At 58.7% G+C, this 14,002-nt stretch carries 13 protein-coding genes; all 13 read right to left on the bottom strand.

Annotated elements, in window-relative coordinates; genetic code table 11:
* Positions 1-17: 17 nt before the first annotated feature.
* Positions 18-1,082 (bottom strand): chemotaxis response regulator protein-glutamate methylesterase, encoded by a 1,065-nt coding sequence (locus R5R73_RS09220; protein WP_322529478.1) that lies wholly within the window; start codon positions 1,080-1,082, stop codon positions 18-20.
* An 11-nt stretch (positions 1,083-1,093) separates the two neighbouring features.
* On the bottom strand, positions 1,094-1,990 hold the full coding sequence (locus R5R73_RS09215; RefSeq protein ID WP_071230201.1) for a CheR family methyltransferase: 897 nt from the start codon (positions 1,988-1,990) through the stop codon (positions 1,094-1,096).
* A gap of 14 nt (positions 1,991-2,004) precedes the next feature.
* Positions 2,005-4,179, bottom strand: a complete 2,175-nt coding sequence (locus R5R73_RS09210) for a methyl-accepting chemotaxis protein (RefSeq protein WP_322529477.1) — start codon at positions 4,177-4,179, stop codon at positions 2,005-2,007.
* A 127-nt stretch (positions 4,180-4,306) separates the two neighbouring features.
* A complete protein-coding gene (locus R5R73_RS09205) occupies positions 4,307-5,917 on the bottom strand; it encodes a methyl-accepting chemotaxis protein (RefSeq protein WP_322529476.1) in 1,611 nt (536 codons plus the stop codon).
* A 232-nt stretch (positions 5,918-6,149) separates the two neighbouring features.
* A complete protein-coding gene (locus tag R5R73_RS09200; RefSeq protein WP_276231354.1) occupies positions 6,150-6,650 on the bottom strand; it encodes a chemotaxis protein CheW in 501 nt (166 codons plus the stop codon).
* Entirely contained in the window at positions 6,647-8,800 is a 2,154-nt protein-coding gene (gene cheA / locus R5R73_RS09195) for a chemotaxis protein CheA (protein ID WP_322529475.1), read from the bottom strand. The genes R5R73_RS09200 and cheA overlap by 4 nt, the downstream gene beginning before the upstream one ends.
* Before the next feature lie 48 nt (positions 8,801-8,848).
* Positions 8,849-9,763, bottom strand: a complete 915-nt coding sequence (gene motB / locus R5R73_RS09190; RefSeq protein ID WP_322529474.1) for a flagellar motor protein MotB — start codon at positions 9,761-9,763, stop codon at positions 8,849-8,851.
* The gene (motA, locus tag R5R73_RS09185) at positions 9,760-10,647 is read right to left on the bottom strand and encodes a flagellar motor stator protein MotA (RefSeq protein ID WP_322529473.1); all 888 of its coding nucleotides are present in this window, start codon (positions 10,645-10,647) and stop codon (positions 9,760-9,762) included. Before motA ends, motB begins: the two co-directional genes overlap by 4 nt.
* Positions 10,648-10,854: 207 nt before the next feature.
* Positions 10,855-11,445 carry a flagellar transcriptional regulator FlhC gene (flhC, locus tag R5R73_RS09180; protein WP_322529472.1) on the bottom strand — a complete coding sequence of 197 codons (591 nt, stop codon included), beginning with the start codon at positions 11,443-11,445 and terminating at the stop codon, positions 10,855-10,857.
* A gap of 3 nt (positions 11,446-11,448) precedes the next feature.
* Positions 11,449-11,781 (bottom strand): flagellar transcriptional regulator FlhD, encoded by a 333-nt coding sequence (flhD, locus tag R5R73_RS09175; protein WP_322529471.1) that lies wholly within the window; start codon positions 11,779-11,781, stop codon positions 11,449-11,451.
* A gap of 314 nt (positions 11,782-12,095) precedes the next feature.
* Complete coding sequence (locus R5R73_RS09170) at positions 12,096-12,401, bottom strand: EscU/YscU/HrcU family type III secretion system export apparatus switch protein (RefSeq protein WP_071230192.1); 306 nt, start codon at positions 12,399-12,401, stop codon at positions 12,096-12,098.
* The gene (locus R5R73_RS09165) at positions 12,394-13,623 is read right to left on the bottom strand and encodes a hypothetical protein (protein WP_276231350.1); all 1,230 of its coding nucleotides are present in this window, start codon (positions 13,621-13,623) and stop codon (positions 12,394-12,396) included. Before R5R73_RS09165 ends, R5R73_RS09170 begins: the two co-directional genes overlap by 8 nt.
* Positions 13,620-14,000 (bottom strand): flagellar protein FliT, encoded by a 381-nt coding sequence (gene fliT, locus R5R73_RS09160; protein ID WP_071230189.1) that lies wholly within the window; start codon positions 13,998-14,000, stop codon positions 13,620-13,622. Before fliT ends, R5R73_RS09165 begins: the two co-directional genes overlap by 4 nt.
* Between the last annotated feature and the right edge of the window lie 2 nt (positions 14,001-14,002).

Raw genomic sequence — 14,002 nt, 5'->3', positions numbered from 1 at the left:
TGTTGTCTAGGTCGAGGTCATACCCGCTGCGCGCGTCCGGCCAAGTGCATCTGCTGAACCAGGTGTCCTGCAATGTCATTCAGTGCAATGACCTCTGTGGCTCCGCCAAGCGCGATCGCTTCCTTGGGCATGCCGAATACCACGCAGCTCGCCTCGTCCTGCGCCACGGTATGGGCGCCGGCCTCGCGCATCTGGAGAAGCCCGGCGGCACCGTCACGCCCCATCCCGGTCAGGATGACACCCAGCGCGTTACGACCAGCGCAGGCGGCGGCGGACTGGAACAACACATCGACCGAGGGCCGGTGGCGGTTGACGGGAGGTCCGTCATCGAGCGCAATCACGTAGTTCGCTCCCGAGCGAGTCAGGCGCATGTGCCAGTCCCCCGGCGCGATATAGACATGCCCGGGCAGAACACGCTCACGGTCTTCGGCCTCCTTGACGGTGACCCGGCAAAGGCGATCGAGCCGCTCGGCGAAGGAGCGCGTGAAGCCTCCCGGCATATGTTGCGTAATCAACACCGCGGGACTGTTCGCCGGCAATGGCTCGATAACCTGGCGAATGGCTTCGGTCCCCCCCGTCGAGGCGCCGATAATGATGATCTTTTCGCTCGAGAGCATCGGAGCCTTCAACACCTCACGCGGTGCCGCCGGCTTGGCCAGAGCTCCTTGCCGACTTGGCCGGGCTTGCGCGGCAGCCCGGATCTTCTCGGCAATCATGCCGGCATATTCCAGCATGCCATCGCGGATCCCGACTTCCGGCTTGGCGACGAAATCGACGGCACCCAACTCCAACGCCCTCAGCGTGATTTCGGAACCCCGTTGCGTCAGCGAGGAAACCATCAGCACCGGCATCGGACGCAAACGCATCAGACGCTCGAGAAAATCCAGCCCGTCCATGCGCGGCATTTCGACATCCAGAGTCAGGACGTCGGGATTGTGCTTCTTGATCAGGTCCCGCGCTACCAGCGGATCCGGCGCCGTGGCAACCACGGTCATGTCCGGCTGGGCATCGATGATCTTGGTCATCAAGTCGCGAATGAGCGCCGAATCATCGACACAAAGTACTTTGATCTTCGGATTCACCGTTTCACTCCCTAGCGCGAGACGTCCGGCGTCGTTCGCGCCGACGGCGATGCCAACGTATAGATGGTCTGGCCTCTCAAGCGAAAAGCCTGACTCAGGAAGGAGAAATTCTCGGAGTGACCGGCAAACAGCAAGCCATCCGGTTTCATTTGGGATGCAAAGCGACGCAGGATATTCGTCTGTGTCTCTCTATCGAAATAAATCATGACGTTGCGGCAAAAAATGATGTCGAACGGGCCATTGATGGACCATGTTCCCGTGACCAGATTGAGCGGACGGTAATCGATCATGGCCGCCAGCTCGGGGCGCACCCGCGCCTTGCCGGCGCGGGCCCCGCTACCACGCTGAAAAAATTGCCGGCAACGGGCCTCACCGAGCTTCTCTACCACTTCCAGCGGATAGATACCGGCGCGAGCGACATTCAGCGCTTCGGTATCGATGTCCGTCGCCAGGATCTTGACCTGGGAGGCTGCAGCTCCCAGCGTCTCCCTCACCGTCATGGCCAGGGAATAAGGCTCTTCCCCGGTAGACGCACCGGCACACCAGATTTTGATGCCGGGCCCGCGCCGACGAACCTCTTCGGCCAACGCCGGGAAGTGATGGGCTTCACGGAAGAAAGCTGTCAGGTTCGTGGTCAAGGCGTTGGTAAAGGCTTCCCACTCCTTGGAATCTGACCGACGCTCGAGCCTGTCCAGATAATCGCTGAAACGATTCATGCCGTGCAGCCGCAGCCGTTTGGCCAGGCGGCTGTAGACCATTTCGCGCTTATTGTCCGCCATGACGATACCGGCACGGCGGTAGATCAGGTCTCGAACCCGCTCGAAATCGCGCGAAGTGAAATCGAGGTCTCGCGTGAAACCTGTGCCATTGTCACCGTTGCCACCCTGGGATCCGGGGCTCGAAAACATGGCTGCCTCGGTTTTCAAAATGCCTCCCACTCCTCATTGTCATCCGTCACCGCGCGACGACCGACCTCTGGTTGCTTGGCCAGGGGTTTTGCCGGCTTGGCTTTATGCTGCCTGTCGTCTGCATGCGCATCGGAGGCAGAGTTTCCGATTCGAATCACGCGCTCGTCACCGCTACCCGCCAGACGGAATACGGCAATGGACGAGGTCAGATGTTCGACGCTGGCCCGCAATTCGGCAGCCGTGGTTGCCGTGATTTGCACACGTTCGGCGTTCTGCTGGGTCACCTGATCCATTTGCGTGACCGCCTGGCTGATCTGCTGAATCCCGCTGGTCTGCTCTTCGGAGGCTGCGGAAATCTCGCTGATGATATCGTTGACGCGCGTCACGGCACTGATCACTTCCTCGATCGATCCTTCGGCCTGACGTACCAGGTCGGCACCGCGCCCCACTTCCTGGGTCGAACTATCGATGAGATTGCGAATTTCCTTCGCGGCATCGGCGCTGCGGCTGGCAAGGTTGCGCACTTCGCCGGCCACCACGGCAAAACCACGCCCCTGTTCGCCGGCTCTCGCCGCCTCGACGGAGGCATTGAGTGCCAGGATATTGGTCTGGAACGCGATCGAGTCGATCACGCCGATAATATCGGCGACCTTGCGCGAGCTATCGGTAATACGATCCATGGTGCCAACGACCTGCCCCATCACCTCGCCGCTTCGGCGTACGGTGTCGGTCGCGCCATCAGCCAGCTGACTGGCTTGGCGAGCATTGTCGGCATTCTGTTTCACGGTCGCCGTCATCTGCTCCATGCTGGTCGCGGTCTCCGCCAGTGAAGCAGCCTGCTGTTCGGTGCGTGAGGAGAGGTCTTCGTTACCGCTGGCGATATCCCGCGTGGCCGGGACCACAACCGCCACGTTCGAATTGACGTCGCCCACGATCGTGCCCAGGCTCTGGCGCATGCGATTGAGTGCGCCGACCAGACGCCCCACCTCATCATCACCGCGTTGCTTCAACGTGGCACCCAGATTGCCCGAAGCGATCTGCAGTGAAAATTCCAGGGCTTCGCGAACCGGCTTCAGTGTCGCGCGTATCGTCGTCCACCCCACCGCAATCAGCAGGATGGCGCCTACTGCCAGCAACGAGATAAATATAAGCATCGTGGTGCGCTGGGATTCGGCAGCGCTGATTGCCATCTCCGCCCCGCTCGCACGCTTCGCTTCCACCAGGACATTCAGATCACTGCTGATCTTATCGCTATTGGCCTCCAGCACGTCGTTGTATGCCACGTAGGATTGATAGAAATCGCCCCCGTTGAGCGCCGCCATGACGCCCTTCAGACCATCGTCCCGGTAGCTCTGGAGATCGGCGGCAAAGGTTTCCGCCGCCGCCGTCTGGTTGGCGGGGCGATCCTGATAGTAGGCATCCCAGGTATTGTTGAGCTCGGCGATGAGTGCATCGACCTGCTTGTTGACCGGCGCCAGGTCAGCCGCCATCGGATTGCTGACCGGCTTGTCGACCAGATCTCGCCCTTTCGACATCAACTGATCGATCTTCTGTAGTCGTGCCAGATCCTCCAGCCCGTCGCTGGTCAACTGCTGCAATCGCTGGCCACTTTCATGCAGCGCATACAGCGAAACGCCACCGCTACCCGCCAGCACGACCAACGCCAGCACCGTCATCGAAACCAGCCGCCCTTTCAGCGAACGCAAGTTGAGACGCCGGATCGCCGGGAGCACTCCTCGCGGCTTCAATTCGCCATGGTCGAGCTTGACGCCCCGTTTGCGCCCCGCCAGCAGCTGTGGATAGTGCTTTTCCGCCAGACGGCGCGATTTATCGGTGACCTTGACCCGCACCGAGGTGTAGCCCACGACCTTGCCCCCTTCGACGATGGGAGTAACGGTCGATTGAACCCAGTAATGCGACCCGTCCTTGCGACGATTCTTGATGACCCCAGACCAGTTCTCGCCCTTCTGCAGCGTTTTCCAGAGATTCTCGAAAGCCGCCGGAGGCATGTCCGGGTGGCGAACGATGTTATGAGGTGCACCGATCAGCTCTTCGCGGCTGAAGCCGCTGATCCGGACGAAAGCCGGATTGGCGTAGGTGATCCTGCCTTTCAGATCGGTTCGCGAGATCAGGTAATCCGATTCGCTTATCACGAATTCCTGGTCGGTGACAGGCTGATTGTTTCGCATCACAGCATTCCTGGTGTTGTTATGCCCACTCGCGATCTGCCGAAAGACAAGGGCAGATCAAACGTTGTCGTCGCGGATTGTTATCGGCCGATTGGAAATACTCTTGAGCCTTCCGCGGCAATACGGCTCACACGAGCTGTTTAGCGTCATGACGCTCTGGGTGAGCGTTCGGTTGCCACTGCGCCAGCTCTGTATTGCGATCAATGTCGGTTGCTGCGACGCGATACTGCTCCAGCGTCGATTCGAGCTTTTGCGATTGACTCAACAATGACTGCGAGGCATTGGCCGTCTGCTGTACCAGAGCGGCATTCTGGCTGGTGACCTGATCGAGTTCCGTGATCGCCTGGTTGACCTGTTCGATCCCACTGTGCTGTTCGCGCGAGGCATTGGCGATCTCGTCCATCAGACCGCTGACGCTGGTCACCGAGGAGACGATCTCCTCCATGGTGCGTGCCGCCTGCTCGATCAGCGTGGCACCGCTGTCCACCTGCTCGCTCGAGCCAGTAATCAACGTCCGTATATCTCGCGAAGCTTCTGCGCTGCGGCTGGCCAGGTTGCGAACCTCTTCGGCAACGACGGCGAATCCGCGCCCGGCGGAGCCGGCACGCGCAGCCTCCACGGAGGCGTTCAGTGCCAAGATGTTCGTCTGGAACGCAATGTTGTCGATCATGTCGACGATTTCCGCCATCTGACGCGAGCCATCCTGGATGTGCGACATCGTGGTTTCGATATCTCGCATCATGTCGCCGCCCTGTTGTGCGCGCTGACGTGTCTGCGCTGCGGCTCGGGTCACCGCTTCGGCGTTATCGGCGTTATGACGAACCGTCTGGGTCAGTTGCTCCATGCTGGAGGCCGTCTCGACGATGGCCGCGGATTGCTGGTCGGTGCGTACTGCCAGGTCCTGATTGCCGCTCGCGATCTGTCCGGCACCGACGTTGACCCATTCAGCGCTGGCGCGAATATCGGCAAAGGTTCTCGAGAGTCGCTGGCGCATGCTTTCTATCGCGAACAGCAGGCTGTCGGTGTCCTTCGGCTTGAGCACCAATGCCTGGGAAAAATCCCCCGCGGCAATCTTCTGGATGCTGTTGCGCGCATGCCCGGGATCGCCCCCCAGCCGGCCAAGCACGTTGCGGATGATCCAGGCGACGATAAGAGAGAGCAGACCACCAACCACCGCGATGAGTGCCAGATAGACCACGGCTCCATCAATCAGCATGGCATCGATGTCGTCGATGTAGACGCCCGTGGCAATCTGCCAGTCCCATTGCGGCACGCGCATGGCATAGCTGAGCTTGTCGTACATGGCATCGCCGTCGCTGCGACGCGAGGCGTAAGAGACGAGCCCGCCATCAGGTTGCTGGGCGGCAGCGAGCATGTCCCGATAGAGATAGACACCATTGGGATCCTGATAATCCCGCATGCTATCACCGACTGCGCGTCTCGGATGCTGGACGATTTCCAGGTTGGAATCGAAAACGAAAATGTAGCCATCGGCGCCAAAACTGAGATGCGCCAGGGCATTGCGTGCAAGCTGCTTGGCATCCGCTTCGCTCAACGCACCATTTTCAGCTTGATCAACGTAATTATCGACCAGTTGCTTTGCGCTACCGATGAAGTACTGCAGGCTTTGAACACGCTGCTCCAGCAGGTTTTCCCGCATGGAATAGAGCGACCAACCCGCCACCATGATCAAGCCAACCCACATTAGCCCTAACGTGGTCCATAACTTCCGACGCATCGTCCACTCACGAAAACTTAGCATGACATCTCACCCGGATTGCTCGAAATATTCACTAGATAGGTGCCACGCTCGCTTCCATGAAGCCGATTTTTCAGCGCGGCAGAGGTTTCATCGGCCCGCCGATAGATCACCTTTACCTTTATTAGACCAAAGCCTAAAAACCGACGAATTTACCCTGGATACAACCGCAGCCGAGACCGCGGTTGATAACGAGCTTTCTTGGCGGCAGTCAGACGCTTTCTGCCGTACGCTCGACCAGCTGCATTTCTTCGTGGGTCAGCAGCTTTTCGATATCGACCAATACCAGCATGCGGTCCTCCAGGCTGCCGATTCCGCTGAGATAATCCGACGATAGCGTGACACCGAACTCCGGTGCCGGCTTGATCTGATCCGGTGCTAAGCTCATTACATCCGAGACGCCATCCACGACAATGCCGACGATGCGATCGTCGACATTGACCACGATCACTACCGTCTGTCCGCCGTATTCGACCTTGTCGAGATGGAACTTCAGTCGCAGATCGATGATGGGTACGATGACGCCACGCAGATTGGTCACCCCCTTGATGAACTCGGGCACGTTGGCAATCCGGGTAACATTTTCGTAGCCGCGGATCTCCTGTACCTTGAGAATATCGACGGCATACTCCTCATCGCCGAGGGAGAAGACCAGATATTCACTGCTCACTGCGTCAGCGATGTGGGCATCCATGTTCGCTTGCGGGCTCATACTCGCGCTACCTCATGTAAGTGTTGGCGTTTCGCTTCATGTCGCTGTTGCGATTTGCGACGATCGAGGCGATGGAGATCGGCAATATCGAGAATCAGCGCAACGCTACCATCGCCTAGAATGGTAGCGGCGGAAATCCCCGGCACCTTGCGATAGTTGGTTTCGAGGTTCTTGACCACGACCTGCTGCTGACCGATCAGGTCATCGACCAGCAAGGCATAGCGGCGGCCCTCGCCCTGCACGATGACAGCGATGGCCTCGGTCAGTTCGGTCTTGGCGCCGACCACGTCCAGGGCATGGTGTAGCGCGATGATCGGCAGATACTCGTCGCGGACCTTGAGGAGCTGGTCGTCGCCAGCCATTGAATAGACATCTTCAGTCTGCGGCTGCAGGGACTCGAGAACGGCATTCAGTGGCAGCAGGAAAGTTTCCGCGCCGCAACGAATGGACATGCCGTCCAGAATCGCCAGCGTCAGCGGCAGCACGATCCGTGTCGTGGTGCCTTGGCCGGGTTTGCTCAGGATTTCGACGTGCCCGCCCATCTCCTGGATGTTACGTTTGACGACATCCATCCCGACGCCACGGCCGGAAACGTCACTGACCTGCTCGGCTGTGGAGAAGCCTGGGGCAAAGATCAACTGCCAGACCTCGTCTTCACTCATGGTATCGCTGATCACCAAGCCGTTGGATCTGGCCTTGGCCAGGATCTTGTCCCGGTTGAGCCCGGCACCATCGTCGATCACTTCGATCAGGATATTGCCGCCTTGATGCTGGGCAGACAGGGTGAGACGTCCGGTCGGTGACTTGCCGGCGGCTTCCCGCTTCTCCCGCGACTCCAGCCCGTGATCCAGGCTGTTGCGTACCAGGTGAGTCAAGGGGTCGATGATGCGTTCGATCAGACTCTTGTCGAGCTCGGTGGACTTGCCTTCCGTCACCAGTTCGACATCCTTGTCCAGTTTGGCGGCCAGATCCCGAACCAGGCGAGGAAATCGACTGAAAACATAGTCCATCGGCATCATGCGAATCGACATTACCGCTTCCTGCAGATCCCGCGCGTTGCGCTGCAACAGGTTCATCCCGTTAACCAATGGACCGTGGGAAACGATGTCCATGTCGGTCGCCGTCTGCTCCAGCATCGACTGGGTGATGATCAGCTCACCGACCAGATTGATGATCTGGTCTACTTTATCGACCGGTACCCGTATGGTGCTGGACTCGCTTCCTTTGACACTCTTGCCGCCAGACTTTCCGGTAGCACGAGCCGGAGCGGCTTGGCTCCTGGCTGGCTCAGGGCTGGTGGTCTGTTCGGGAATCGCTGGTGCTGGCGGTTCGCTTACCGGTGCTGACGCTTCCTCGGCTGGTTCGCGCTCTGCTGGCGCCGCCGGGGCTTCCGTACCAGCGCCGGGAGAGGCGCTGCCGTCGACTTCGATCGACAGCTGTTCCGGCTCGATGATGAAGCAGAGAACGGCTTCGATATCGTCCTGGGATTCGGCACTGTCCAGAGACACTTGGTATCGCTGCGCATCCCCCGACTGCGAAACGATCGTGCCGAAATGCTGCAACTCTTCGACCAACAGGACACGATCCTTGTCGCTGACCCCCGCCAACGCGATCGAGAGCCGTCGCTTTGCGTTCTCTGCGCCATTTCGAGACGCCTGATCATCGACGGACGACTGGGCTTTCTCGCCCCCCGGCGTCTGCGCCGGCGGTATCGGTTCGGCGACCGGTGTCGCTGATGCTTTGGTTTCCATTTGCTGCTGGCCCAACTCATCCAGCGCTATCTGCTGCAGGACACGTGAAATCCTTTCGAACGCCTCGGCATCAGGTTCACCGCCATTACGGTAGGCATCCAATTGATCATGAAGCATATCTTTGGTTTCCAGAAACGTGTCGACGATATCGCGCCGCAGACTGAGTTCGCCACGCCGGGTATGGTCCAACAGGTTCTCGAGTAGGTGAGTAGTCTCCTGCAGGACGGTGAAGCCGAAGGTGCCCGCACCGCCCTTGATGGAGTGTGCCGCTCGGAAGATCGCGTTGAGATCCTCGACATCCGGATCGTCGACATCCAGATCCAGCAACAGGCGCTCCATATCCGCCAGCAGCTCTTCGGCTTCTTCAAAGAAAGTCTCGTAAAAATCTGAAATATCCATGAACACCTGCCATAGAAGCCCGCAAATAAGGGCGTAAACGCGTTTGCGTCAGTTCGCTGAATTCTGATCGGCCGCTGTCACCCCGCTCCCCTCGGCGGGCACCGGCACGCTATCGGAAAGCGGCGCTTGTTCCTGCTGTTCGATTGCCTTGGCCGCCCGGTTATCCAGCACCACGATGCTGATACGTCGATTGACATCATCGCTCGGGCGGGTGTTGGGGAGTGTGACGCGCGACCCCATGCCTGCCACTCTCAACAACTTGTCGGGAGAAAGTCCTGCGGCCACCAGCTCACGTCTCGAGGCATTGGCACGATCGGCGGAAAGCTCCCAATTGCTGTATCCCTTCTCCCCCCCGGCATAAGGGAGGTTATCGGTGTGACCACTGATACTGATCGGGTTGGGCATTTCGTTGAGCACCGGCGCGATCCGCTGGAGTATCTTCTGCATGTAGGGCTCCAGCCGATCACTACCGAGTTCGAACATTGGACGCTTGTCGCTATCCACGATTTGCACTCGCAGTCCTTCCGGCGAGAAATCCATACGCAGCTGCGAGCGCAGCTCGCGAAGCTGCGGATCATTCTGGATTACGCGTTCCAGACGATCGCGCAGGAAGCGCAAGTTACGCTGCTCATCGCTAGGGCGTGTCTGCTCATGAGGGCTCACACGGCGCACTTCACCCTCGGTCTTGGTCGGGTCTTCACCGCCACCAGGGATGGCACTGGTGCTCGCTGTCGTTTTGTCCCCACCCGTCAAGGCGACGGCCAACGGGGTACGAAAGTATTCGGCGATACTTTCGAGTTCGTGATCGCTGACCGTTGACAGTATCCACAGCACCAGGAACAGAGCCATTAGCGCCGTCATGAAATCCGCGTACGCAATCTTCCAAGAACCGCCATGATGCCCGGCCGCCCGAACGCGCTTGCGCTTGATGATTAGCGGACGCTGCTGATCACCACCCTTCATGAGCCACCCGCCCCCGTACCGCGCAATGTCTGCCCACTGGAGCGAACGTGTTCTTCTAGCTCGCTGAATGAGGGACGCACAGCGGTAAACAACGCTTTACGCCCGAATTCGACTGCCAATTGCGGCGCCATGCCGTTGAGGCTGGCCATCAGCGTCACGCGAATACACTGCAGCATCTTGGTCGCTTCACCCACCTGCAGATTGATGTGGTGAGCGACAGGCGTCACGAAACCGTAAGCCAGCAGAATACCGGCGAAGGTTCCTACGAGCGCCTGAGCGATCATCTGCCCCATGATGGCTGCCCCCTGGTCGGCGGACCCTAGTGCATGAACGACACCCATGACCGCTGCAACGATCCCGAAGGCCGGCAGGCCGTCTCCAACGGCAGAGAGTGAGTGTGCCGGCAATTCTGCCTCATGTTGAAAGGTCTCGATCTCATGCTCCATCAGCGCATCGATTTCGAACGGATCCATGTTGCCGCTGACCATCAGGCGCAGATAATCGGTCAGGAATGCCATGATCATGGGATCCGACAGGATCTTGGGATAATCCGCAAAAATAACGCTGTCCTGCGGCGAATCGATATCTCGCTCGATCGCCAGCATGCCATCGCGACGCGCTTTGGTCAGAAGCCGGTACTGAAGCGCCATCAGCTCCATGTACATCATCTTGTTGTAGCGCTTGGTGCGCTTGAGCTTCGAGAACGAACGCAACGTTGCCTTGATCGCCTTACCATTGTTGGCGCATACGAAAGCCCCAAGTGCAGCGCCGATGATCATGACGAACTCGGCAGGCTGCACCAAGGCACCAAGGTGCCCGCCGATGGCGACATAGCCACCGAACACACTACCCAAAACGATGATGTAGCCCAATAGAATCAGCACGGAAATGCTCCCGAATACAGTGCGTGGCAAACCTGATAACTGTATCGGCAGCGGGGCCTCTGCTCTTGAGGGTGGAAATATCAGAAAAGCGTGATTCGTCGACAATAGTGCGACGAATCCATAGACATCAGGCTCATGCCTGGAATGGAAACCGCAAAGGCAAAAAAGGCGGGCCATGATGGCCCGCCTTGGGAAGACGTTGCTTGACTAGACCGCCAGGCGACGAGCCAGCGGCATCTCCACAGGAATGAAGGTACGCCCTGCCGATTTAGCCACTTCTTTGGCCTTGCGCGTCTTGCCTGCGCGAGACGGCGGCTGACAAATACCACAGACATAATCTTGCATGGGACTATGCGCGTGTGCCACGAAGTCGCCGTGACACCCCTTGCATCGAGATAACTGCAGCAGATCGCTCTCGAAAAAAAGTACCAGCGTCCAGGCACGCGTCAGACCCAGAGTCGGCTCTACACCATCGAGTTCGACCTGTTCGAGATAAAGGCGGTAAGCCTTGACGAAGGCCGGCATCCGCTCGCACCCCAACTCTTCATTGAGACGACGATAGATATTGTAAAACAGCGACGAATGGATATTCGGCAACCAGGTGATGAACCAGTCAGCAGAGAACGGCAACATTCCCTTGGGCGGTGACATCCCCTTGACTTCCTTGTACAGCTTGATCAAACGGCCGCGACTCAGGTCGGTTTCTGTCTCGAGAACCTGCAAGCGGGCACCCAACTCAATCAATTCAATTGCCAGCTGGACCTGGAGCATTTCCGCAACAAGACTTTTATCTGCCATGACTCAGTTCCTCTGCTGAACAGAAGACCGGGCATGGCTCGCGCCCGCCATCAATAGCGAGGCATGAGTCTGCTCGAGCCCTTGCGCACGCGGATTGTGAATCAACAGATTCAGCTGGTCCGCATCGCTGAAGCGCAAGTTGCAAAGCAACTGGTTGCTACGCGACAGCTGAGTCAACTGCTTGATCGACAGCCTGCCGATGACATCCGCCAGATCCGCATTCAGATCCAGTCGAAACATGGCCGTCTCGCGATCTTCGTTCAGCAGGCGCTGAACCAGCAGAAGATAGGAAAGATTGAGATCCTGGATGTCATCCAGAAGACTATTCGAGTGCATGCTTGGATTCCCTGCGTATCGTCTTATTGGCACCCGTTGACCGGATGCTTCATCTGCCTGCAGCCATTGGCCACATCAGCTCTTTATGATGGAGCTAGTTTGCGACTTTTTGATGAAAAAAATCAAGCTCCGTAACCAAATTTGTATCGAAGTAACGGATTGATCTCGCACCGCAGAACCTTTGTTTATATAAGTTATTGTTATTATTGGATAATATAAAAATCGCACCACATGTAAGAACATGTACGTTACACAAGGCTTTGAAGCGAAGTGATACACTAGGATACTTCAGCGTTGAACCTTGCAGCCAGAAATCAACGTTCTTCGTCTGTTCTGGATACTATCGAGCGGTCGATCTGCCCGATCCACACCAGCAACTCTGCTATCACCTGATAGAGCGACTCGGGGATACGGGCGTCCAGGTCGACCTGCATCAGGAGAGCGACCAGTTCAGGAGACTCATGGACGAAGACCCCTTCCTGATTGGCGAGCTCGAGAATACGATCAGCCAGATTCCCGTAGCCTTTGGCAACCACCCGTGGCGCATCCGTGCGTTCGCCGCTATAAGCCAGAGCGACCGCACGTCGCCGAGAGTCGGACACACTATCGTCGTCACTCATGCTCCGATTCTCCTACTATCAGCTCCACGCTCATTCCCAGTGACGCCAACCGTTCACGCATGGGTATCAACTCCTGACGGAGCTGAACCCGGGTTGTCTCCTCGGCAGGCTTGACCTCTACCTGCAGCGCGGCATTGCGACGCGTCACAAAGATGATATCGATAACGCCCAGCGACGGCAGACGAACCTGAACTTCGGCACGCCAGTCGCTGGCGCCCTCCTCTTGCTCCGACCGACCGGCAGAGTCGCCGGCGTCGTCAGGAATGCTCTCGCGCGGCAGCTCGGTCAGCATCATCGTCATGGACACGCCGGGCCAAAGCTGCCCTTCCCAGCGCAGATTGGGTGCCGCGATCAGTTCCAGCTGCTGCCGAACCAGTGCTTGCAGCGCATCCGATGAGGACTGCGATAACTGGTGGGCGCGCGTCATCGAAAGCGACGATGGATCCTCCGCCATGCCCTTCCCCGAGGACGCCCACTCCCCGGCAGTACCGCTCCGCGCGGCAGACGGCAAGCTTCGGTCGGAAACCATGGAAGCTGCGGGAACATCGCCCCCACGGCCCACGCTCGATGACGAGGCGGACTGGGTGCTCGAATTCGCCCCGGTCATCGTCCCGGAAGAAGCGCCGGGCCGAGGCGCTGCTCGACCATCGCTTGCGGCAAAGGGGAAGCCGTAACTTGTCAGCAAAGACGTTGGCGTGAACGGTCGAAAGGTCAGACTCAGCCAGGCCTGGGGCTCACGCATCAATGATGCACGAGGGTATTGACCGGACATCCAGCGCAACAGATGCGACTCATAGAAAACGCCGCTTTCCCGCACGCTCTGTGAAAGCGCCGCCGCCAGCACGTCGGGCTTCTCTATCGGATGAGCCATGAGCGCCAATAATGGCCGAATCGAGGGGGATTGAGTCGCAGGAAAGCGCGAGAGGATATCGGCAATCTCGGTCGCGGTATGGCTCAAGTGCAACTGCGCCGAGGGGACTTTCGCCAGCCCAGGGGCTACTGGTAGCTGAGAGACACCTTCACGCCCTGCGCCAGAGGGCATGGCGGAAACTCTTTCCCCGCCCTGCTGATGCAATCTCGAGTCGCTACGCGCCGGCTGGATGGCATCCGTCGATGCCGTCGCTGAAACCGGCAATGGCTGATCCTTGACAACCGGCGTATCGACCCGTCTGCCGAGAACTTGATGCAGCAGGGTGTCGATTAGCGGCGTGATGCCGCTCACGGCCGTTCATCGGTTGGCACCGCGCGCAGGCGCGAAGCAATGCTGCCTCGTCCCGCCTGATACGCCTGCCCTAGCGCCTGCTGCCGCCGCGAGCTGCCGATAAGATGGCTCAGCTCTTCCCGGCGGGACTCCAGCATGCGACGAGTCTCGGCATCCTGCTCCAGAATCCGCTCGAGCAGATCGCGCTTCTGCTCACGCTCCGAGCCATTCAACGACTGCTCGCGATCCAGAGATTTCACACGCTGCAAAGACACCAGATAGCCCGCCTCGCATTGAACGAGCGCGTCCCATTGCTGCTCCCGCGCCAGACCCAGCATCTGGGTCGACACTTCCAGCAACTGATGATACTGGTCGATCACCGGCGAGCCTGATGTCATGT

This window comes from Salinicola sp. LHM (assembly GCF_034479735.1).
Classification (GTDB): Bacteria; Pseudomonadota; Gammaproteobacteria; order Pseudomonadales; family Halomonadaceae; genus Salinicola; species Salinicola salarius.
This window is presented reverse-complemented; position numbering and strand designations above follow the sequence as displayed.

Excerpts from the sequence above, each read along its gene's own strand:
- R5R73_RS09215 (WP_071230201.1), bottom strand. The coding sequence starts at position 1,990 with ATGTTTTCGAGCCCCGGATCCCAGGGTGGCAACGGTGACAATGGCACA.
- motB (WP_322529474.1), bottom strand. The coding sequence starts at position 9,763 with ATGAAGGGTGGTGATCAGCAGCGTCCGCTAATCATCAAGCGCAAGCGC.
- R5R73_RS09200 (WP_276231354.1), bottom strand. The coding sequence starts at position 6,650 with ATGAGCCCGCAAGCGAACATGGATGCCCACATCGCTGACGCAGTGAGC.
- flhC (WP_322529472.1), bottom strand. The coding sequence starts at position 11,445 with ATGGCAGATAAAAGTCTTGTTGCGGAAATGCTCCAGGTCCAGCTGGCA.
- flhD (WP_322529471.1), bottom strand. The coding sequence starts at position 11,781 with ATGCACTCGAATAGTCTTCTGGATGACATCCAGGATCTCAATCTTTCC.
- R5R73_RS09210 (WP_322529477.1), bottom strand. The coding sequence starts at position 4,179 with ATGCGAAACAATCAGCCTGTCACCGACCAGGAATTCGTGATAAGCGAA.
- R5R73_RS09205 (WP_322529476.1), bottom strand. The coding sequence starts at position 5,917 with ATGCGTCGGAAGTTATGGACCACGTTAGGGCTAATGTGGGTTGGCTTG.
- R5R73_RS09170 (WP_071230192.1), bottom strand. The coding sequence starts at position 12,401 with ATGAGTGACGACGATAGTGTGTCCGACTCTCGGCGACGTGCGGTCGCT.
- cheA (WP_322529475.1), bottom strand. The coding sequence starts at position 8,800 with ATGGATATTTCAGATTTTTACGAGACTTTCTTTGAAGAAGCCGAAGAG.
- fliT (WP_071230189.1), bottom strand. The coding sequence starts at position 14,000 with ATGACATCAGGCTCGCCGGTGATCGACCAGTATCATCAGTTGCTGGAA.